Source organism: Priestia sp. P1_B12_1, assembly GCF_056406695.1.
Map to the genome: position 1 here is coordinate 263,154 of NZ_JBFTZR010000001.1, position 20,376 is coordinate 283,529.

The 20,376-nt window shown below is 39.0% G+C and carries 21 protein-coding genes; 5 read left to right on the plus strand and 16 right to left on the minus strand.

Annotation, left to right across the window (positions count from 1 at the left end; translation table 11 throughout):
• Position 1: 1 nt before the first annotated feature.
• From AC1D0Y_RS01445 to AC1D0Y_RS01475, 7 genes are all read right to left on the minus strand, one after another.
• A complete protein-coding gene (locus AC1D0Y_RS01445; protein ID WP_272766977.1) occupies positions 2-1,291 on the minus strand; it encodes a lysine N(6)-hydroxylase/L-ornithine N(5)-oxygenase family protein in 1,290 nt (429 codons plus the stop codon).
• A complete protein-coding gene (locus AC1D0Y_RS01450; protein ID WP_253351797.1) occupies positions 1,270-1,863 on the minus strand; it encodes a GNAT family N-acetyltransferase in 594 nt (197 codons plus the stop codon). The genes AC1D0Y_RS01445 and AC1D0Y_RS01450 overlap by 22 nt, the downstream gene beginning before the upstream one ends.
• Positions 1,860-3,614, minus strand: a complete 1,755-nt coding sequence (locus AC1D0Y_RS01455; protein ID WP_477707306.1) for an IucA/IucC family protein — start codon at positions 3,612-3,614, stop codon at positions 1,860-1,862. Before AC1D0Y_RS01455 ends, AC1D0Y_RS01450 begins: the two co-directional genes overlap by 4 nt.
• On the minus strand, positions 3,592-5,112 hold the full coding sequence (locus AC1D0Y_RS01460; protein WP_028410884.1) for a pyridoxal phosphate-dependent decarboxylase family protein: 1,521 nt from the start codon (positions 5,110-5,112) through the stop codon (positions 3,592-3,594). The genes AC1D0Y_RS01455 and AC1D0Y_RS01460 overlap by 23 nt, the downstream gene beginning before the upstream one ends.
• Before the next feature lies 1 nt (position 5,113).
• Positions 5,114-6,478, minus strand: a complete 1,365-nt coding sequence (locus tag AC1D0Y_RS01465) for an aspartate aminotransferase family protein (protein WP_028410883.1) — start codon at positions 6,476-6,478, stop codon at positions 5,114-5,116.
• A 262-nt stretch (positions 6,479-6,740) separates the two neighbouring features.
• Positions 6,741-7,433, minus strand: coding sequence for a copper homeostasis protein CutC (locus AC1D0Y_RS01470; protein ID WP_014458532.1), 693 nt, complete (start codon positions 7,431-7,433; stop codon positions 6,741-6,743).
• 251 nt (positions 7,434-7,684) lie between these two features.
• Complete coding sequence (locus AC1D0Y_RS01475) at positions 7,685-8,407, minus strand: hypothetical protein (protein WP_477707307.1); 723 nt, start codon at positions 8,405-8,407, stop codon at positions 7,685-7,687.
• A 165-nt stretch (positions 8,408-8,572) separates the two neighbouring features.
• Between AC1D0Y_RS01475 and AC1D0Y_RS01480 the strand changes: the two genes are divergently transcribed.
• Positions 8,573-10,000, plus strand: a complete 1,428-nt coding sequence (locus tag AC1D0Y_RS01480) for a cryptochrome/photolyase family protein (protein ID WP_098331931.1) — start codon at positions 8,573-8,575, stop codon at positions 9,998-10,000.
• 240 nt (positions 10,001-10,240) lie between these two features.
• Positions 10,241-11,446 (plus strand): ATP-binding protein, encoded by a 1,206-nt coding sequence (locus AC1D0Y_RS01485; protein ID WP_028410879.1) that lies wholly within the window; start codon positions 10,241-10,243, stop codon positions 11,444-11,446.
• Positions 11,447-11,465: 19 nt separating this feature from the next.
• On the opposite strand, the gene AC1D0Y_RS01490 is transcribed toward AC1D0Y_RS01485, so the two are convergent.
• The 3 genes from AC1D0Y_RS01490 to AC1D0Y_RS01500 form a co-directional block, all read right to left on the minus strand.
• Positions 11,466-11,615, minus strand: coding sequence for a hypothetical protein (locus AC1D0Y_RS01490; protein ID WP_477707308.1), 150 nt, complete (start codon positions 11,613-11,615; stop codon positions 11,466-11,468).
• 133 nt (positions 11,616-11,748) lie between these two features.
• Positions 11,749-12,234, minus strand: a complete 486-nt coding sequence (locus tag AC1D0Y_RS01495; RefSeq protein ID WP_025750238.1) for a metal-dependent hydrolase — start codon at positions 12,232-12,234, stop codon at positions 11,749-11,751.
• Between the two features lie 116 nt (positions 12,235-12,350).
• Positions 12,351-12,518 (minus strand): hypothetical protein, encoded by a 168-nt coding sequence (locus AC1D0Y_RS01500; RefSeq protein ID WP_014458527.1) that lies wholly within the window; start codon positions 12,516-12,518, stop codon positions 12,351-12,353.
• A gap of 123 nt (positions 12,519-12,641) precedes the next feature.
• Here AC1D0Y_RS01500 and AC1D0Y_RS01505 point away from each other — a divergent pair, with 123 nt between their 5' ends.
• On the plus strand, positions 12,642-12,884 hold the full coding sequence (locus AC1D0Y_RS01505; protein WP_028410878.1) for a hypothetical protein: 243 nt from the start codon (positions 12,642-12,644) through the stop codon (positions 12,882-12,884).
• Between the two features lie 37 nt (positions 12,885-12,921).
• On the opposite strand, the gene AC1D0Y_RS01510 is transcribed toward AC1D0Y_RS01505, so the two are convergent.
• The 3 genes from AC1D0Y_RS01510 to gabT all read right to left on the minus strand — a co-directional run bounded on the left by AC1D0Y_RS01510 (position 12,922) and on the right by gabT (position 17,252).
• A complete protein-coding gene (locus AC1D0Y_RS01510; RefSeq protein WP_060746013.1) occupies positions 12,922-14,346 on the minus strand; it encodes an NAD-dependent succinate-semialdehyde dehydrogenase in 1,425 nt (474 codons plus the stop codon).
• Positions 14,347-14,377: 31 nt separating this feature from the next.
• Positions 14,378-15,748: a sigma-54 interaction domain-containing protein gene (locus AC1D0Y_RS01515; protein ID WP_060746012.1), complete on the minus strand. Its 1,371-nt coding sequence runs from the start codon at positions 15,746-15,748 to the stop codon at positions 14,378-14,380.
• A gap of 148 nt (positions 15,749-15,896) precedes the next feature.
• Entirely contained in the window at positions 15,897-17,252 is a 1,356-nt protein-coding gene (gabT, locus tag AC1D0Y_RS01520; protein ID WP_014458523.1) for a 4-aminobutyrate--2-oxoglutarate transaminase, read from the minus strand.
• 276 nt (positions 17,253-17,528) lie between these two features.
• Between gabT and AC1D0Y_RS01525 the strand changes: the two genes are divergently transcribed.
• Positions 17,529-17,954: a DUF2621 domain-containing protein gene (locus tag AC1D0Y_RS01525; RefSeq protein WP_477707309.1), complete on the plus strand. Its 426-nt coding sequence runs from the start codon at positions 17,529-17,531 to the stop codon at positions 17,952-17,954.
• A 31-nt stretch (positions 17,955-17,985) separates the two neighbouring features.
• Here the strand turns inward: AC1D0Y_RS01525 and AC1D0Y_RS01530 are convergent, their stop codons facing one another.
• The 3 genes from AC1D0Y_RS01530 to AC1D0Y_RS01540 all read right to left on the minus strand — a co-directional run bounded on the left by AC1D0Y_RS01530 (position 17,986) and on the right by AC1D0Y_RS01540 (position 20,057).
• Entirely contained in the window at positions 17,986-18,477 is a 492-nt protein-coding gene (locus AC1D0Y_RS01530; protein ID WP_013058766.1) for a CcdC family protein, read from the minus strand.
• A 104-nt stretch (positions 18,478-18,581) separates the two neighbouring features.
• Entirely contained in the window at positions 18,582-19,139 is a 558-nt protein-coding gene (locus AC1D0Y_RS01535; RefSeq protein WP_013058767.1) for a DUF2179 domain-containing protein, read from the minus strand.
• Positions 19,140-19,349: 210 nt separating this feature from the next.
• Positions 19,350-20,057 carry a cytochrome c biogenesis CcdA family protein gene (locus AC1D0Y_RS01540; RefSeq protein ID WP_028410875.1) on the minus strand — a complete coding sequence of 236 codons (708 nt, stop codon included), beginning with the start codon at positions 20,055-20,057 and terminating at the stop codon, positions 19,350-19,352.
• A 139-nt stretch (positions 20,058-20,196) separates the two neighbouring features.
• On the opposite strand from AC1D0Y_RS01540, the gene AC1D0Y_RS01545 reads away from it, so the two are divergent.
• Positions 20,197-20,373, plus strand: coding sequence for an aspartyl-phosphate phosphatase Spo0E family protein (locus AC1D0Y_RS01545; RefSeq protein ID WP_014458520.1), 177 nt, complete (start codon positions 20,197-20,199; stop codon positions 20,371-20,373).
• The last annotated feature ends 3 nt before the right edge of the window (positions 20,374-20,376 follow it).

Genomic DNA, 20,376 nt, shown 5'->3' on the forward strand with positions numbered 1-20,376 from the left:
CTTAAAATCCAAACTTTTGGAAGACAGTATTTTTATATATTTTGTACACGTTTTCACCTGCAATTTGATTAATCAAGACAGCATTTCGATAAGCGCCTAAACCTAAGTCTGGTGCTCCAACCCCGTGTGTATGAAGCTCTCCGTTTTGAACAAATAGCGGAGCGCCTTTTTTCTTCATCTCAACTTGATAGGATTCGCTAATTTTCAGCTGTCCTTTTTCATCGAATAGCAAATGTTCTTTTAAACCTTCCATAAAAGCAGGCTCTTTTGCATGATAGCCAGTAGCCATAATGACAATTTCACTTTCTTCTTTTTCAAACGAGTCCTGCTCGTATTGGTGAAGAGTAAGAAGATGTGTGTCGTTTGTCTTTTCAACGCCTGCAAGTTCCGTAAGCGCGCGCATTGTTAGCGGCACTTCTTTCCCGCCAATCGTTCGTTCGTAAATCAACTCATAAATATCACCGATCGTTTCAAAGCTTATTCCTTTATACAGAAGAGCTTGATTTTGTAAAACGCTCTCTTTTTTCTCTTGAGGCAATCTATAAAAATAGCGGGTATAATCCGGTGAAAAATGTTCAAGGCCAAGCTTTGAATACTCCATAGGATAAAACCCTTTTGAGCGCGTATACCAATTTAGCTTGTAATCAAATTCAGGCTGCTGTTGAAGTAAGTCATAGACAATTTCAGCTGCGCTTTGACCCGAGCCAATTACGGTTATACTTTTAGCCTTCAGCGTTTGTTCACGATTCATTTTATAATGAGCGGAGTGATAGAACGTATCGCTGGCTACTGATTGAAAGTCTCTTGGCACTACGGGCTGTGTACCTACTCCGGTTACAAGATGATAGCTGTAATAGGTATGAAGCTTTCCTTCTTTTTCAACTATTACTTCGTAGTATGGTTTAGCATCTTCATACATTTTGACTTCTTTTACTGTGCTGTTAAATTCAAGCCCGCTCAGCTGGCTTGCTACCCAGCGGCAATAGTGATTGTATTCGTTTCTTGGGATATGAAACTTCTCAAAGAAATAAAACTGATATAAGCGCTCATGCTCATGCAAATAATTTAAGAACGTGTATGGACTTTTCGGATCCACCATCGTGACCACGTCTGCCATAAACGGAACTTGAAGAGTTGTCCCTTCTAAAAGCATTCCTGGATGCCAATTAAACTCATTTTTTCGTTCAAAACATTTATATGTACAATCTGTTTTATCAATTAAAGCTGCTAATCCTAAATTAAATGGACCAACTCCTACTCCAATTACGTCTAAAATGTCCCGTTGTTCCATTCGCTCCACCTTCTTTCAAATACTTTTCTTTCACATTTCAGCAGTACGCCTGTTTTATCAGGAAGCGACACTTCTTTCATAAATTGAAACCCGCATTTTTTAAATACTGCAATCATCTTTTCATTACGTATATCTGGTTCCGCTATTACTTTAGCAGTATCTGCTACCTCGAACTTGTGCTTTAGTAAACTAAGAAGGAGCGGATAAATATAGCCTTTTCCTAAAAAATCAGGTTCTCCAATTAATAAATGAATCCCTTGATCTCCTTTTTCATAAGGGTAATAGTTACTGATAATATCGCCTTCAACCGTATAAGATTCCCAATAGCTCATAGGTACACCGTCAATTTCTCCAATTAGCAGTTTTTGATGGGAATCAGCGAGAAATGTTTTTAAATGCTGCTCATACGCCTGTTTTGAAATATTTAAATTCCAATACGGAATAACATGCGGTTCATGCATCCACTTGTACAGCCGTTCGAAATCTTTTGCAAAAGAAACAGAGCGAAAGGTGATGCTCTGCTCCTTTTGCTGAATCATAAAAGGATACTGCGCTTGTAATGCCGATTTCATACCCGTACACCTGCAGATTCGTACAGAGGATTTTCAACATTTACATAAACAGACTGCGTTTCAAGAGAGCCTACCAGCTCATCCATATCATGAACGCGCGTTAAGAAATTGGCTTTGCAAGGAAGCACTTTCTCTTCTAACATCGATGAAACAAGCCTCGTATGATCTTTTTCTGTGTACATCTCGATTTCTTGTCGCAGAATCAATAGCAGATCTGACTCTTGAACGAGGCCAGCTGCCCCAAAAGCATTAACTAATCCTAAAATATGATTAAATAATACGTAATAACGAAATCTTTCTTCTGCTACAGCGTCATCACATACCGTATCGCTTTCTCCGTTTAAGGAAGAAAGCAGCTTGCGAAGCTCTTGTTCCTTTGATTTCATAAAGTAATAGCCTTGGTTGTCACGGTAGTAAAACATCGATGGATATCCGTTTTCATCAAGTTTAATAACGGAATTTTGCTGATGAGCTTCCAGCGCAATTCCTTTTTGAGTGTAAAGCCACATCATAGGATGAAAAGAAACATCTAAATAGCGTTTAAACCAGCGCTTGCTTATGTCTTCATTCGTGCTATTTTCATTTGAAACAATATGATTAATAATATTTTCAATTTGAGAAGCTTTCCCAAACACGTGATCTTGACATAAACTTGCTAAGAGCGTTGTACGGTTCCCATGCTCACCTTGAAAAGGGTTGCTTCGAACCATGACTTCAAACCCAAGCTCCTTTGTTCCAAGCGTGATGTAAGCAGGGTCTTCAATCACTTGAAAAGCCGGATGATTTTCTTGAAGCTCAGCCTGTAATCCCTTTTGCAATAAACGACTCACTTCTACACCTCTGCTTAATTCTTTACGTTTATTCACTCTCAGTGAATTCGTAATCTTCACCGGAATAGAAAATTTGTACATTACATCTGCATCTTCACTGTATACGGTTCGAACAGACGAAGTCGGATAAAACGGCTGACCATGTGGCCCTAGATAAGCAAGCCTGCCTTTTTGAATCCATTCACACACTTCTTCTTTTCCTAAAAGATAACGAGCTTGCAGCGGATGCATAGGTATAAGTGAATAGTCGTCCGCTTGGCAATGCGACTGTATGAATTCTTCAGAAACCCTCTTATCTTTTTTCAACTGCTCTTTAATAAGCTGTGATGTGGTTTGACTCCCGGCGGACTGCTCTGCAACAAGCGATTTATGTGCTTTAAAATAATGAAGCTGAAATTTGCCGTTCACTTCAGGCCCAAACACCTCTTCTTCTTCAGGTAATATCCCTTGACGGCTTTTAGGTGTCGGATGCAGCTGGTGGCCAATAAGCAATGACTGCTCAGATTCTAAGAACGTTTTGTCCCATTTATAGCACGTTTCTAACTCTTTCTGTCTTTTTTCAATGAACAATTTCATATTTTCATAGCTTAGTAGCACACGTACAATTAGCTCATTTACCTGTAGTAAATGATCTGTTACTTCTTTTAAAAGAAAGGCCAAAAGAGTGACGACATCTAACTCCTTGAGCTCCTCTTTCTGAATGCGATAATAAAAGACCGGAAAGAACAAGTGACGTCCGGTAGCTGAACGGTACTTTACTGGAAAGTAAAGAGTTACCGGCTGTTTTTCTAGTCTAAGAACGAGCGTTTCCTCGCTTTTTATTTCTGAAACGGACTGCCATACTCCCTTACCTGTTTCTCGAATATAGCAATTAATAATATTTTGCATCGTAATAAAATTAGCCGATAACTGAGCGTTCACGTAATCGTTCCTCCTTTTTCTCCAACTCTTTTCCTAAAGCCACGACTTCCTCTAACTGAGTGGCAACAGAATCAACTGTAATCATAGGATTTAACATCGTTAGCTTTAAATATGCCTGCTCTTTGTGCTTGGTTTTTGCCATGATAAAAGTGCCTTTTTCGTATAAGTGCTGCTGAATACGCTGATTCAACTTATTTTCATAATGCTGCTGTTTTTGACAATCACCATATAAAGTATCTGGCACATAGCGAAATACAACCGCGTTCAGATAAGGATCATTTAACACCGCAATATTCCTTTGCTTTCGTAAATGTTCAGCTGTTTGCTTAGCCGTTTCAATCGTATGATCAACCATTTTCCCATACTCATTTGTACCTACTGCACGGAAAGTCAGCCATAGCTTCAAGGCGTCAAATCGTTTGGTCGTTTGAATACTGCGATCTACCAAATGTACATGCTCATCTTCTTCAGGATTTAGATAATCGGCATGAAGCTGAATGTGTTTGAACATAGCTGAATTCTTCAGCAAAAATGCCCCGCAGCTTACCGGCTGATAAAACCACTTATGAAAATCCATCGTAATAGAATCTGCTCGTTCAAGAGCTTTTAAGCGTTTACGATATTTATGTGAAAACAGCAGCGCTCCTCCATAAGCGGCGTCAGCATGAAGCCAAAGCCCTTCTTTTTTAGCTAATGCACTTATTTCAAAAAGAGGGTCTACGCTTCCAAAATCCGTCGTACCTGCCGTTGCTACAACAGCAAAAGGAAGGTTTCCCTGTGCTTTGACTTCCCGTATTGCTTCTTCTAAATTTTCTATATCCATCTCGTGCCTTTCATTGCACTTTACACTCACCACTGCATTCATGCCCAGTCCAAGCTGAGCTGCAGATTGCTGCACCGTAAAGTGGGCTTTTTCCGAGCAGAAAATCCGCAGTTTTTTAGCTTGGAGCGGTAAACCTTCTTCACTAACATCAATTGAAAATGCAGCATGACAATACTCATTACGAGCAAGCAGAAGTCCCATATAATTCGACTGAGTCCCTCCGCTTGTAAAAGCGCCGGAAGCAGAGCTTGGATAACCAATTTGTTGTGTTAATTCATCAATCACTTGATCTTCTATATACGTAGCTGCCGGACTTTGATCCCACGAGTCCATAGATTGATTCAAAGCAGAAATCATCACTTCCGCAGCAAGGGCCGGTATAATCGGAGGGCAATGCAAGTGTGCCATTGCCCCGGGATGCGAAATATGAAGCGAATGATCCATCACTACAGCTTGTACGTCATCAAACAGATCTTCTAGCGGCTGTTCGTGTTCGCTAAAATAGACCGAGCGATTGACTAAGTTCGATAGTTCGTGAATGTCTATGTGAGTATAAGGGGCTTTTAGTGTATGGTAGTGACGTTTAATCATCTCTGTCATTCCGCCTATCATCGCTTCATAATTCTCGAGGCTTTCTTTGGATGATGATAAAAACCACTTTTCAAACGGCGCCATTTTATTTATTCACCCACTTCTCTTCTGCTGCTTTTATCGCTTCTTCAAATCTCGTTAACACTTCATCGGTTTGTTGTTTCGTTAAAATTAATGGAGGAAGCAGACGAATAACAGCACCATGTCTTCCGCCCACTTCTAAAATGACGCCTCTGTCGAAACATTCTTTTTGAATCAGCTTAGCTAACTCACCGTTTGCAGGATGACTGCCGATTTTATTAGCCGGCTTTGTTGCGTCTATGATTTCAACGCCCAGCATTAAACCTCTTCCGCGTACATCGCCAATTGAAAGTACTTGCTTTTGAATATGTTTTAGCTGACTCTGAATATAAGCTCCTAATTCATGAGCATGTGCAGGTAAGTTTTCTTGTTTTATAAATTGCAGAGTGGCTTGTCCTGTAGCCATCGCAAGCTGATTTCCTCTAAAGGTGCCGATATGTGCACCCGCTTCCCATTGATCCAGCCTTTTATCATACAGAACGACTGATAAAGGAAGGCTGCCTCCAATTGCTTTAGATAGTACTAATACATCCGGTTCAATATCAGCGTGCTCAAATGCATACAGCTTTCCTGTTCGTCCAATTCCAGTTTGAACTTCATCTACAATAAGTGGAATGTTTCGTTCTTTTGTGATTCTGCGAAGCTCTTTTAACCATGGAATCGGCGCCGGAACAGAGCCTCCTTCTCCTTGTACAATTTCTACTACAACACCCGCCGGAGTAACAATTCCGCTTTCAGGATCATCCAGCATATTTTCAATGTATGTACTAATGTACGTGTGACCTTCAGCACCTACCCCAAATGGGCAGCGGTATTCATATGGATAAGGTAGAAAATGTGTATCGGGTACTAGCGCATGAATGTGTTTTTTGGGACTCGTTGTACCGCTGATGCTTAACGTGCCGTGCGTGGAGCCGTGATATCCCCCTTGAAAAGATAAAATCGTTCGGTTGCCTGTTGCTGTTTTTACAAGCTTCAAAGCCGCTTCAATCGCGTCTCCTCCAGTTGGACCGCAAAATTGGATTTTCGCTTTATTTGCAAAGTTTTCTGGTAAACTAGCGAATACTTCATCGATAAAAGCTTCTTTCACAGGCGTTGTTAAATCTAATGTATGTAAAGGAATAGATTTTGCTAAAACGTCTTGAATTGCTTCATGAACTACGGGATGGTTATGACCTAGAGCAAGTGTACCGGCTCCGGCTAAACAATCAATATACTCTTTTCCATCCATATCCGTAATCACAGCGCCTTTTGCTTGTTTAATTGCAATAGGAAGGCGTCTAGGATAAGACCTTGCATTGGATTCACGTTCATTTTGCATAGCAAGCAGCATTTCGTTTGATGTAAGTTGTTTCGTTGACGTTGACATATCATATCCTCCTGTTTTTTCAATTGATAATGATTTTCATTAACAATTACAACAATAAATGATAATGATTATCACTGTCAATGATTATTCTGAAAATATGAAATTATTCCTACTTCACTCTAAAGTCGGGAAAACACAGCATTTCTCTTATGTATCAAGGATTCAAAGGTTTTTATGATGTTTTCCAATTAGGGAAAACTATGTAATAAGTCCCTTTCTATTTCCAAATAAAAAAGTGCTACAATTTCTTGTAGCACTTCTGTTACTTTTGCTTATTCATCGTTTCTTTTGCAGCTTTTACACTCCTTGGGTCAAGCGGTTTCGTATATTGACAATTCACTCGAACCCCTGAACCAATACGAATTTCTTTCACGGGAGTAACGGATAAGAACGCTTGAAGATTTTCAGGTTTCAGCCCTTTTGTCCCGATTAAAATGATATCTTTATCTTTCATTCTTCGTAACAGTTTTTTAATATGAGGAATACCGTTTAGTGCACTTTTATCCGCTCCTGAAGTCATGACACGCTGAATTTGCTTATAGCTTAAAAGCGTTTCAAGCGCCTTTTCTTGATCACTGATTTCATCAAATGCCAAGTGGAACGTTACATTCATTTCTCCTGCCGCATCCAGCAGTCGCTTTAAAGCTTGCTCATCAATAATTTTGTCTTCCGTTAAACAGCCAATTTCAATTCCATCAATGCCAATTTCTCTTGCATAGTGAATATCTTCAATCATTGTTTGCAAATCGTCTTCATCATATTGAAAAGATTGATTATGTGGACGAATCATCACAAATATTGGAATATGTATCGTTTCTTTCACTTTTTTCATCAAACCGTAGCTTGGGGTTAAGCCGCCTTCACCGATTCCAGTTACAAGGCTTATACGATCGGCACCATGTTCCTGGGCAACTTTAGCATCATGTAAGGTTGCAGCTGTGACTTCTAATATCATTCTAAAAACACCCTTTCCCCTTTAATATAGAGCTTTTGCCTTCTTTTCCCTGTATTTATACTTAAAAAACTCTACCAAACTCTCTTATGTAAGAAAACACCCAAAAGATGTGATTAATATTTTCAAAAAATTGAATGTCATGGAAAAAGAGTAAGAACTATTCTTTTTCTCATGACGTTTCAATTAATAAAATTCTATATTTATACTAAAGATTCAAAAATACATCCCTTTTATCTAGGGTAAAGGGTTTATTAAAAAGAACGTGGATTTGGTTGTTGCATGAACATCCAATCATTTAAAGAATGAGGCGGCTGGTGACCAACCGGTGCTGAGAAATCGCGGCATCCGCAATCATGCATCGGCATCTGCCCCATTCCCCCGTGCATTGGCGCCATTCCACCTTGCATCGGCATTTGACCCATTCCTCCGTACATTGGCGCCATTCCTCCGTGCATCGGCATTTGACCCATTCCTCCGTGCATTGGCATTTGACCCATTCCTCCGTGCATTGGCGCCATTCCACCTTGCATCGGCATTTGACCCATTCCCCCGTGCATCGGCATTTGGCACATTCCTCCGTGCATTGGCGGCATCCCTCCTTGCATCGGCATTTGACCCATTCCTCCATGCATTGGCGGCATTCCTCCGTGCATCGGCATTTGACCCATTCCTTCATGCATTGGCGGTAGCTCTCCGTACATTGGCATTTGATTCATTTCTTTTTCCATCGGCGGCATTCCGCCTTGCATTGGCATTTGATTCATTCCTCCATGCATCGAAGGCATTGCATCTTTCATCTGCGGCATTTCTCCGTGCATTGGCATTTGATTTGCGCCTTCTTGCACCGGCATTGGCATTGCCTGCATTTCTTTTGCAGAAGGCATAGGCGGCATTTTAGCAGGTTTAGGTGCTGCTTGCATATATGGATTGGATATCGGTTGTCCGGTTTGTTTCATTCCATACGAATTTCTCATTTTTAAGGGCTCCTTCCCATTCTCTTACTCTGTTTACGTTATTCTTTTTACCATCAATCTGAAATTCGTCCATAAGAAAATAGGCCTTCTACACATTCAAAATTGTAGAACGTATAAGAAAAAAGCTATAATCGAGGCAAATTGCAGATAGAAAGGTGGCACATGATGAATAAAACCATTATCGTATGGATTCGAAAAGATTTTCGGCTGGTTGATAACCCAGCTCTATTTCAAGCAGCTAAAGAAGGAATGGTTGTACCTGTTTATATCCATGACGACTATGAAGAAAGCTCAATGGGAAGTGCAAGTAAATGGTGGCTTCACCATGCGCTGAATGACTTTAAAACCTCAATCGAAAAAATAAAAGGAACGCTGGTTGTACAAAAAGGAAACCCTAAAGATGTGTTGCAAAAATTACTCCATGAAACAAATGCACAAGATATTTATTGGAATAGACGCTATGAACCACATGCGCTAAAAAGAGATAAAGAGCTTCAAGCTTTTTTTTCAAAGCAACAAATAAATATTCGCACATTTGAGGGATTTCTCCTTCATGAACCTTGGAAAATCACAAAAGAAAATGGAGATCCTTATAAAGTATTTACAGCTTATTATAAAGCTTCTCAAAAACATTCCGTATCTTCTTCTGTAAAAAAAGTTACTTCTATACAGGCCTCCTCTAAACCGGTTGAATCCCTTTCAGTCTCAGATCTCGATTTGCTTCCAAGCATACCGTGGGATGAAACGATTAAGTCGACGTGGGAAGCTACGGAAAAAGGCGCTATTGATGTCTTCAAAACGTTTTTAAAGAATAAGATGCTTCATTATGAAAAAGGACGAGATTTTCCTGCTGAAGCATTAAATTCGTTTCTATCTCCTTATTTTGCTACAGGACAGCTCTCAGCTCGAGTCCTTTATCATTATTTGAGAACTAAAGCTGAAAAAGTGGGTTCCGATGCTTTTGAACAGCAAGCTGAAATGTTTATTCGTCAACTTATATGGAGAGATTTTGCTTATCAGCTGCTTTATCATTTCCCGCACACTATAAGTGAACCGCTTAATGAAAAATTCAAGCAATTTCAGTGGGCTGAGGGCAATGAAGAGCTTCAAGCTTGGAAAAATGGAAAAACCGGCTATCCCCTTGTCGATGCCGGAATGCGGGAACTGTGGGAAACAGGGTTTATGCACAATCGAGTTCGAATGGTAGCTGCTTCCTTTTTAGTAAAGCACCTTTTAATTCATTGGAAACACGGAGCCAATTGGTTTTTTGATACCTTAGTAGACGCAGATTTAGCTAATAACACAATGGGCTGGCAGTGGGTTGCAGGCTCAGGAGCAGACGCCGCGCCATATTTTCGTATTTTTAATCCAATTACTCAATCAGAAAAATTTGATAAAGAAGGAGAATATATTAAAAAGTGGCTTCCAGAGCTTAAGGATATTCCTTCTTCTTATATTCATAAACCTTGGGAGGCCCCAGCAGACGTATTAGAAAAAGCAAACGTTACACTTAATAAAACATACCCGACTCCAATTGTCGATCATAAAGCAGCTAGAGAGCGAGCGCTAGAGCATTATCAGCATATCAAATAAGAGGTAAATCACGCCTCTTATTTGATGTGCTGAATTTTTTAAACGTGTAAAAAATTCCCTTTCTCATCTATTTACAACTAAAAACATGTATTTGAAATCTTTTTATAGGGTTTTCAAGCCCTATTCCCCTCCATATAGCACATTTGATTTTTCATATTTTTTCCTATAATTTGAATATATAATAATGATTATATATGCTTGAGAACTCTCTCATTGCATAGATCTGATTGGAGTGATTCGATGCCCGTTTGTCCTTCTTGTAACTATAAGGAAGATTATAATTTTTGCAGAATGTGCGGCACTCAAGTTCGGCACACCTTCACGAACCAAGAAGATCAGCTTTTTTATCCATTAAAAGATCGAATCATTACGGATGACAATGAACCAAAGCATCAAGCTATTTTATCTCATACCCATGATTTAGTATGTGCTATTACTGAAGATGGCATTTATGAATACGCTTCTCCTTCTTACGCTAAAACGTTAGGCGTTTATCCTGATGAGCTTATTGGACAACATGTGCTTATCAATGCGTATCCCGAAGATAAACACATAATCTCGACTATTTTAGCTAACATGAGCAAAACAAAAGATGCTTCCACATTTGAATATCGAAAGTTTCACGTGAACGGCACCATCGTTTTATTAGAATGTAAAGGCGCTCCAATTATTACATCCACCGGAGAAATCGAAGGATTTGTATTTGTCTCACGAGACGTAACAGAAAAAAGACAAGCAGAGAAAAAGATCCGAAATTCAGAAAAACTTTCTGTCATTGGTCACCTTGCTGCAAGTATCGCACACGAGGTTAGAAATCCTTTAACAACCATTAAAGGGTTTATACAACTGTTCAGTGAGACACAGCAGCCGAAAAAAACAATGATTTATCGAGATCTCATTCAGCATGAACTTTCACAAATTGAACATATCATCTCAGAGTTTATGAGTTTAGCTAAACAAGAGTACGTATATACAGACAACCTTGTTATTACCGACTTGTTAGATGAGGTATTAAAACAATTTGAACCGGCTACTGGAGTCAAAAACATCCACATCATTCGTCATTATCCAAAAGAACATCCCCTGCTCGTTAGTGGACAAAAAACACAGCTAACCCAAGTATTTATTCATGTTATACAAAATGCCATTGATTCGATGGAAAGCGGCGGCAAGCTGGCGGTATCGATTGAAAAATCAGCGAGAGAAACGCTGTGTATTGTGATAAAAGACAATGGATGTGGAATTGATTCAAAGCGTATCCCTCATATAGGAGAGCCTTTTTATACAACAAAAGAACGAGGAATAGGCCTAGGACTAACAATTTGCAACAAAATTATTAACGAACATAATGGTTTTTTTCATGTAGCCAGTGAAAAAAATGACGGCACAAGTATTACCATTACCCTTCCTATAAAAACGACTGAACTTTACGTAGTGGAAGTCTAAAACAAATTAGATAAATGCTCTAGTATAAATGGCTTTTTACACCACTGCTGATACCCGTACGAGGCTTCGCTTTCAGCGGGCGGCCATCAGCCTTCTCGCCGCTAGGCTCCTGCGGGGTCTCATCTAGTCTGCTTTTCCCGCAGGAGTCTTCGCCTTGCCCTCCAATCAACCGCTAGAAGCAACTAAACAGATAAGACCTACGTTCACCATTCCAATAAAAAACGAACCACCGATCAAATATTTTGATCAATGGTTCGTCATTCACCTCAGCTAACATACTGTTGTCCCAGCCTCTTCTTCCTTTAAAACAGCTGAGTGTACAGCTGATACTTATAAAGCATATAGAAACTTCCTATTACTGCCAGGTAAAAGATGAGCGTCTCTGCTCCGCTACCTGTTTCATATGTTAAAGGAGGCTTAAACTTCTTCTTGCTAAGAGGTGAGAAAAAAGGTACCCCTCGTTTAGAAAAGAAATCTCCAAGAATATGAAAAGCGTATCCATAGGCTATTCCTAATGTAAAGTCGTTGTCATACATCGTATGTAAATAAAAAATAAGTCCGCTTGCAAGAATAGAATGCGTAATACCTCGGTGTCCAAAAATAGATTTAATTATTTTTGCGAGACCAAGAGATCTTCTACCAATATATGAATTTGGTTCATCAATATCAGGAAGCAGTGCTCCAATCGCGATGCCTACAACATAAGGAAATGTAAACGAAGCGTCTCCTGTTATAGCCACGCCGGCACCGGCAGCAATCGATGTTGCAATATGTGTGTGATATCTCAAATATGCCACCTTCTTTCTTTTTCAACTTAAGGCAAGCACTGTGAACAAAATCACACATATGTTCGCCCAACGTTAACTATAAGTGAAGGTGGTAAAAATGTCAAAATAATCTATGATTACGTAAGCTGCAGACCGACTAACCCAATAAGCATCACAAGAAAACTAATAAGAGTACCCTTTCCATTTTTCTTTGCTCTTCCATCTTTTTTGACAATAGAATAAATCCACGTACTCGAATACACAGCGAATCCAAGAAAACCAAATAACGTGATATATGTAAACATACCGAAACTCCTTTGCTTGTCATTACTATTAACTATACGAGATTTTATGAAAAAAACAAAGTAGTATGACGGCTTGTTTAATATCTCTTTCTTTTTCTTATACTAGGAAGAGGAGGGATGGCTATGCAACAGAAGCAGTTGGAAGATATATTCGACTTCTATGGGTTAAGTGAGGTTTATCGCGGCAATTTTGAGGATGTTGAACACCACTGGTTATTTAAAGACGTTGAGGCAACTATACTTGAAGATTTTTTTAACTCTCACGATTGCGAAGATCTTGAATGCTGTACTCTAGAAGAATTTTGTTTTTTATTCATGAATTTCCAATCAATCCATGCACAAATTCCCCACGTGTACTATTACTAAAAAAAGTGATTTCGCAGGAAAGCGAAATCACTTTTTGTTAAAAGCCTAAAGAAATATATTTTACTTCTAAATATTCTTCAATTCCGTAATGTCCGCCTTCACGTCCAAGTCCACTTTCTTTAAAGCCGCCAAACGGCGCTTGTGGTGTAGAAGGTAGTCCATCATTTAGTCCTACAATACCATATTCTAAAGCTTCAGCAATACGAATAGCTTCTGAAATATTTTCAGTAAACACGTAAGCTGCTAATCCATAAGGCGAGTTATTTGCACGGCGAATAACTTCTTCTTCTGTTTGATACGTCGCAATTGGAGCAATTGGCCCGAATGTTTCTTCGTACATACAAAGCATATCGTCCGTTGCACCATCTACAACCGTAGGTTCAACAAAAAGTCCGCTTCCTTCTTCGCGTACAGCCCCTCCAGTTAAGACGTTTCCTCCTTTTGCTACAACATCATCTAAGTGGCGCTTTACTTTTTCTAACGCTTTTTCATCGATTAGAGGTCCGATATCCGTACCTTCTTCTAAGCCGTTTCCGACTTTCAGCTGACTAACAGCCGCTGCAAACTGCTCTGCGAACGATTTAGCAACAGATTCGTGCACGTAGATGCGGTTTGTACATACGCATGTTTGACCAGCGTTACGGAATTTAGAAGCAATTGCATTTGTTACTGCTTTATCTAAATCAGCATTTGCTGTTACGATAAACGGAGCGTGTCCGCCTAATTCTAAAGACACTTTTTTAACCGTATCAGCTGCTCCGCGCATTAGCAGTTTACCTACTTCTGTAGAGCCCGTAAACGATAGTTTACGTACGCGTCCATCTTGAAGCCACGCTTCTCCAATCGCTTTTGCATCTCCCGTAACTACATTAATTACGCCTTTTGGAATACCCGCTTCCTGTGCCAGCTCTGCTAGTCGAAGAGCCGTTAGTGGCGTTTGTTCTGCCGGTTTAATAACCGCTGTACATCCAGCTGCTAAAGCTGGCGCTACTTTACGCGTAATCATAGCTGCCGGGAAGTTCCAAGGTGTAATAGCTGCCATGACTCCCACAGGCTGCTTATGAGCAAATAATCGTTTATTAGGAGAAGAAGCTGGGATTGTTTCTCCGTAAATGCGTTTTCCTTCTTCTGCGTACCATGAAACGAATCCGTTGGCATAGCCAATTTCACCTTTTGCTTCTTTAAGAGGCTTGCCTTGCTCGACTGTCATTATTTCAGCAAGTTCGTCGGTGTGTTCTTCGATCAGCTGATGCCATTTAAATAATAATTTACCGCGCTCTTCTGCTGTTTTTTTAGACCATGTTTGAAACGCTTCATAGGCAGCATCTGCTGCTAGCTTCGCTTCTTTTTCTCCACCTTTTGCAACAGTAGCCACTACTTCATTTGTTGCTGGATTTACCACTTCGTATGTATCATTTGCTGAAACAAATTCTCCGTTAATATATAAGTTTGCTTGCTTCATATTTCTTCACTCCCTGCTTAAATTTATCTACTCAGTGTTCTGTGCTGTCCGAAACGTACTTTCGAATTTTACGACTCGCTTGTGATTGGCTAATACCAAGCTGTTCCGCTACTTTGTAAGACGACCTATGTTGTTCAAACGCCTTTATGACCATCTCTTTTTCCACATGTTCAATCATTTCAGGAAGCGTATGGACAGGTGGATCGATAGCAAACTCTTTTGCAAAAGGCAAATCTTTAAGCGTAATCATTTCTTCCCCTGTAACAACCAGACGCTCAATGATATTTTCCACTTCACGAACGTTTCCTTTCCATTCTTGTCCTAAAAACGCATCTAACGCCTTTGGTGATAAACGTACATTACGTTCGTATACTGTATTAAAATGGTGAAGAAACTGATAGACAAGCGGCAGAATATCTTCTTTTCGCTCTCGTAAAGGAGGAATGGTGATCGGCACTACGTTCAGCCGATAGTACAAATCACGTCTAAACTTTCCTTCTTCCACCATTTGTTCTAGATTTTGATTCGTAGCAGCAATGATTCGTACGTCTATTGATACTGCTCTTGTTGAGCCCACGGGACGAATTGTACGGTCTTGCAACACGTGGAGCAACTTACTTTGTGCTGAAAGAGAAAGTTCACCAATCTCATCTAGAAAAAGCGTGCCTTCGTTGGAAAGCTCAATGATCCCTTTTTTGCCTTCTCGAAATGCTCCAGTGAACGTGCCGCCTTCATAGCCAAATAGCTCTGATTCAATAAGCTGTTCAGGTAGCGCTGCACAGTTAAGTTCATGATACGGCTGCTGTTTTCTTGTACTAAGCTGGTGAAGCAGTTTTGCTACTCTGCTTTTTCCTACTCCTGTTTCTCCAAGTAAAAGAACGGTTGTATTTACAGAAGCAACTCGTTGAATGGTTGAAAAAACTTTTTTCATCGCTTCGCTTTTTGTCACGATGCCTTCTAAATCGACGGCTTCGTTTAACTCTTTTTTATAGTTTTCAAGCTGTTCTTCCATCTCTTCTACTTTTCGTTTTAATTCCATCAAGTCTGTGAGATCTCGTGAATAGCTAATAACGCTTTTTAAATGACCGTCGTTTGTAAATACCGGCCTTGTCCGCACATGAAGATACCTGCCGGAGTTTGTTTTTTGAACCAATTCAATCGCTTGATTGGATTCAATCACTTTTAACGTGGCCGAAGGATAAAAAATACCCATTTCCTGCAGTTCTTTTACGTGCTTTCCAATAAAATCTTCCACTTTCAAAGCATAGTTTTTTTCACACTCTGAATTTACAACTAACACATATCCATTCGCATCAGTTACAAAGATTTCATCAAATGATGACTCAAATATATCGTAAAGTTCGTCGTTAATTTGCTGAATATGCTTTTTATGAATGGTCATTTGAATCACCTTTTCGTCAAAAAATAATTATTATTTTATTTTATCAGAAAATGAAAAATCTATAAATAGAGTGTCCAAACATACCCATTCTTTGTGATTCATGAAGAATGAGTGAAGAGCCCTCTCTTCACTCATGCCTCAATTTCTCTTATACTTCAACCGTTTGCTGCACGCTTGCTTCTAGTGCTGCTTCAAAAATAGCTAAGCCTTCTTCCAGCTGCTCATCCGTAATAACAATTGGCATTAAGATACGAAGAACGTTTCCAAATACTCCTGCGCTAAGCAGTAATAATCCACGCTTGTTTGCTTCTTTTACGATACGCTGTGTAAGCTCCTTGTCCGCTTCTTTTGTTTCACGATCTTTTACAAGCTCGATAGCAGACATAGCACCTAATCCGCGAATATCACCGATACAGTCATATTTTTCTGCTAGTTTTTCAAATCGTGATGTTACTACTTTTCCAAGGTACTCACCGCGTTCGTTTAGCTTTTCTTCTTCAATGATATCGAGTACAGCTAAGGCTGCTTCACATCCAAGAGGACTTCCGCAGTACGTTCCGCCAAGCTCACCAGGATTAGATTCATCCATGATTTCAGCACGGCCAATGACACCGCTGATTGGTACGCCAGCTCCTAGTGATTTTGATACCGTAATTAAATCAGGCTCAACGTCAAAATGTTCAATACCGAAGTAGCGGCCCGTACGTGCAAATCCTGCTTGAATTTCATCTGATACAAATAAAATTCCGTGTTCTTTACATAATTGATACACTTCTTGCACAAAACGTTTACCTGGAACGATGAAGCCACCTTCACCTTGAATCGGCTCCATTACAACAGCTGCAATCGTTTCCGGTGCTACTTCTGTATTTAAGAAGTTTTTAAATTCTGTAATCATGAAATCTTCGTATGCTTCAACTGATAATCCTTGTGGACGGCGATACTCATAAGGATATGGAGCTTTGTATACTTCAGGAGCAAACGGTCCAAATTCATATTTATATGGTTTTACTTTACTTGTCATTGTCATTGTCATTAATGTACGGCCATGGAAACCGCGGTTAAAGGAAATAATTCCTTGACGCTTTGTATATTTACGAGCAATTTTCACTGCGTTTTCTACAGCTTCTGCTCCGCTATTTAAAAGTAATACCTTCTTGTCAAATTCACCAGGCGCAATTGCTGCTAATCTTTCTGCAAGCTCTACGTATGACTCATACATCATTACGTTAAATCCTGTGTGAATAAAGCGGTCTACTTGTTTGTGAAGCGCTTCTTTTACTTTTGGATGACTGTGTCCTACATTGATTGTGCCAATTGCGCCTACGAAATCAATAAACGTATTGCCATCGACATCTTTAACGATCGCCCCTTCAGCCGTATCAGCAAATGTCGGAATGCCATAACTTACACCTTTCGGAATGGCACGGTGTCTTCTATCTAATAATTGCTTTGCATTTTCTCCCGGTAAATTTGTTGCTACTTTGCTAAAAGTTTGACTCATTTTTTATCTTCCTCTCATATTAAATAATTCTTCAATTAGTTTATATGCAAAAAACGTGCCAACTTTTAAAAAGCTGAAAAATAAGCATTTTTAGACAATTCTAACGATAATTCACTCATTAATGAGTCTATATAAACTTATCGATGAGTCAAAAACGACTTCCCTCTCGCACAAAGTACAGGAATTTTATATTGCCATAAAAGGAACAAGACTTTTATAATAAATGTATAAATATAGTAATATTAGGAGTGACCTCTTTATAAAGGAGTGAAAAATATGCTAGAGGGCTGGTTTTTATGGGTTATTTTATTTTGGGTAGTCTTTTTAATGAGCATGTTTGCTATCGGCGGATTTTTTATGTTCAGGAAGTTTTTAAAGCGCTTACCAAAAGAAGACGGCATGTCTGAGCTTGATTGGCAAGATCACTATCTTTCCAAAACCGTCCACCTTTGGTCAGCTGATCAAAAGCAGCTATTAACCGTTCTTGTTGAACCAGTACCTGAACTGTTTCGCGATGTAGCCAAACAAAAAATCGCGGGGAAAATTGGGGAACTCGCAATTGAGGAACAAGCAGCCTCTATAACGGAAGACTTAATCGTACGTGGATACATTTTAGCTACGCCTAAACGTGATCATAAATTTTTATTAAAAACATTAAAAAAACAAAAAATAGATGCCGTCCCCTATCAGCATTTATTTTAAATCAAAAAAGGTGGCTGCGTAGCCACCTTTTTTAGTTTAATATTGTTGTATTAGCAAGACGATCATTATGCAGCTTTCGTTCGAGCTTTTTGTACGATGTGTACATCGCAATGCGCCAAGGTACAATCATACCAAATGCTAAAATCCAGAACATACCGCCAAGCTGGCCAACATCAATTGAAGAACTTAAATATATTTTCATTGCAATTCGAATAATAAGCAAACCAATAATAATGAATGCAAAAGCTTTTGAACGCTTCAAGTAAATATGATCGTCACGAATTTCAAATTTAGACGTTTTAATTAACAGGATTGAGAAAATCATGCCTGCTATTAACGCCTCAAGCAGTTCTGCACCCGTTACTCGAAACATTGGAAAAATAAACATTAACGCTCCCGTACTCATAAAAAAAGGCGGAAGTATAATTTTTTTTGCATTCGTTGGTTTATCAGCAGCTTTCATTCGAACAACTAATATGAAAGAAGCCATAAAAATTGCGACAAGTGTTGAAGCAATAACCAATGAAATCCTTCCTTTACTATAGTTTAGTGTTTACTTATATTATAATCCAAAAAACATCAGAAGTAAAAGTGCAACAAAAAAACAGAAGAGGATCTCTTCTGTTTTTATTTAGTAGAGGTGATATCTGCTTTTGCTTTTTGTTTTTGTTTTTGCTTTTTCATTGCTTTTAGTAAGAACCCGCCTTTAAATTTACGCGGCTCGTATGAAATAATGAAAGCACGAGGCTCATATTCTTCAATGAATGCTAATAGCTCTTCTTCTCTACTTCTTTTTGTTAAAATGTCTAATCTATAGCGTGCACTGTCTCTTCCTTCTCCTTGGTAAACAGTAACACCAAAACCTTCCTGTCGAAGGCGGTTAATCAACTCTTCATTTTTGGTCATAAGGTTAACTAAGAATGTTGTATATCCGATAGCAAGCCTAGATTCGATATAACTTCCAAGGATAATTCCCACTCCAAACCCAACTGCATATACAACCATAGCAAGCGTGCTTTGATCTCCTGAAAATACAAGAGATAAGCCGAATACATAAATTAACGCTTCAACAAATCCAAAAACCGAGGCATACATACTCATACCTTTGACTAAAAAAATTGTGCGCAGCGTCAAGATCGGTACATAGATCAGTTGCAAAAGCAAGATTAACAAAATATCTTTCAATTTATACACCTCTTTTTAACAATTAAAAATATGACGATTTCATTGTATCACTCCGTATTTATAGAAGATATAGTAAAAATAAATTTTTTCTATATATTTTTTCACCCCATATTCTTGTATATTTCCTAAGAGCGAAAGTAACTATTTTGTCTTTTGAAAAATAAAAAGAATCTGCCAATTCTCAGATTCTTTTTGTATCATTTTCCCTTTTTAAAAGCCCGTAAACCCTCCAAATACGCTCGTTGTATAAATAATAATTTTTGTCATCCAGTCAAAATACAAAATAAATCCCATGCCAATCATTGCGTATCCGCCAACTTTCATCATGGAATTCATATGTTTTTTTAACCAGTTCATTTTCCCAATAAAAAACGTCATGATAAAAAATGGAATAGAAAATCCAAGTGAATAAGCTATCATATACAAAAGGCCAGAGCCTGGGTTTGTCGCTGCAAGCGCCATAACCGATACTAAAATAGGGCCCGTGCACGGAGTCCAGCCCGCAGCAAACGCCATGCCTATGAAAGAAGAACCTAAGAGACCAGCCGGCTTATTTGCGAATCTAAGCTTATGTTCTTGCATAAGAATGCGAGGCTTAAAAATCCCTAGTACAACTAGACCAAAGAAAATAATAAGAATAGCGCCAATCTGCCGGATTAAATCCTTATAGTTAAAAAACCACTGACCAATAAAAGACGTCGCAAAACCAATCATAATAAAAATGACAGAAAACCCAAGCAAAAAGAAAGCTGTGTGAATAAAAGCTTTTCGCTGATGTGACTTAGCGCCTTCCTTTAGCTCGCTAACTGATACTCCCGTTATGTACGATAAAAAAGCTGGGTACAAAGGCAAACAGCAAGGTGAAATAAACGATAAAAAACCTGCGCCAAATGCCAAAAACAAATTTAAATCTCCCACATTTCACACTTCCCTTTTTTGTTCTTTTTGTTCTTTTTCGTTACCATTTTGTAACCAAATTGTCTTATCTCACTTCTTTCAAATAGTACCATTATCTTGTATAATTAGGTAAACGACTTGTTAGAAGGGATACATAGCATTGGCCAAAAAAGATATTCTATTAGCGATTGAAAAGAAACGAGAAGAACTCATCCGCATAGTCCGAGTAAGTGGATTAAACTCTCCACCTGCTATTAAACATAGTCAAGAATTAGATCATTTATTAAACGTTTACAATGAATTCCCTGCTCAAACGACAGAAACAACCTCTCCATGAAGG

Excerpts from the sequence above, each read along its gene's own strand:
- AC1D0Y_RS01445 (WP_272766977.1), bottom strand. The coding sequence starts at position 1,291 with ATGGAACAACGGGACATTTTAGACGTAATTGGAGTAGGAGTTGGTCCA.
- AC1D0Y_RS01450 (WP_253351797.1), bottom strand. The coding sequence starts at position 1,863 with ATGAAATCGGCATTACAAGCGCAGTATCCTTTTATGATTCAGCAAAAG.
- AC1D0Y_RS01460 (WP_028410884.1), bottom strand. The coding sequence starts at position 5,112 with ATGGCGCCGTTTGAAAAGTGGTTTTTATCATCATCCAAAGAAAGCCTC.
- AC1D0Y_RS01465 (WP_028410883.1), bottom strand. The coding sequence starts at position 6,478 with ATGTCAACGTCAACGAAACAACTTACATCAAACGAAATGCTGCTTGCT.
- AC1D0Y_RS01470 (WP_014458532.1), bottom strand. The coding sequence starts at position 7,433 with ATGATATTAGAAGTCACAGCTGCAACCTTACATGATGCTAAAGTTGCC.
- AC1D0Y_RS01475 (WP_477707307.1), bottom strand. The coding sequence starts at position 8,407 with ATGAGAAATTCGTATGGAATGAAACAAACCGGACAACCGATATCCAAT.
- AC1D0Y_RS01480 (WP_098331931.1), top strand. The coding sequence starts at position 8,573 with ATGAATAAAACCATTATCGTATGGATTCGAAAAGATTTTCGGCTGGTT.
- AC1D0Y_RS01485 (WP_028410879.1), top strand. The coding sequence starts at position 10,241 with ATGCCCGTTTGTCCTTCTTGTAACTATAAGGAAGATTATAATTTTTGC.
- AC1D0Y_RS01500 (WP_014458527.1), bottom strand. The coding sequence starts at position 12,518 with ATGTTTACATATATCACGTTATTTGGTTTTCTTGGATTCGCTGTGTAT.
- AC1D0Y_RS01505 (WP_028410878.1), top strand. The coding sequence starts at position 12,642 with ATGCAACAGAAGCAGTTGGAAGATATATTCGACTTCTATGGGTTAAGT.
- AC1D0Y_RS01510 (WP_060746013.1), bottom strand. The coding sequence starts at position 14,346 with ATGAAGCAAGCAAACTTATATATTAACGGAGAATTTGTTTCAGCAAAT.
- AC1D0Y_RS01515 (WP_060746012.1), bottom strand. The coding sequence starts at position 15,748 with ATGACCATTCATAAAAAGCATATTCAGCAAATTAACGACGAACTTTAC.
- gabT (WP_014458523.1), bottom strand. The coding sequence starts at position 17,252 with ATGAGTCAAACTTTTAGCAAAGTAGCAACAAATTTACCGGGAGAAAAT.
- AC1D0Y_RS01525 (WP_477707309.1), top strand. The coding sequence starts at position 17,529 with ATGCTAGAGGGCTGGTTTTTATGGGTTATTTTATTTTGGGTAGTCTTT.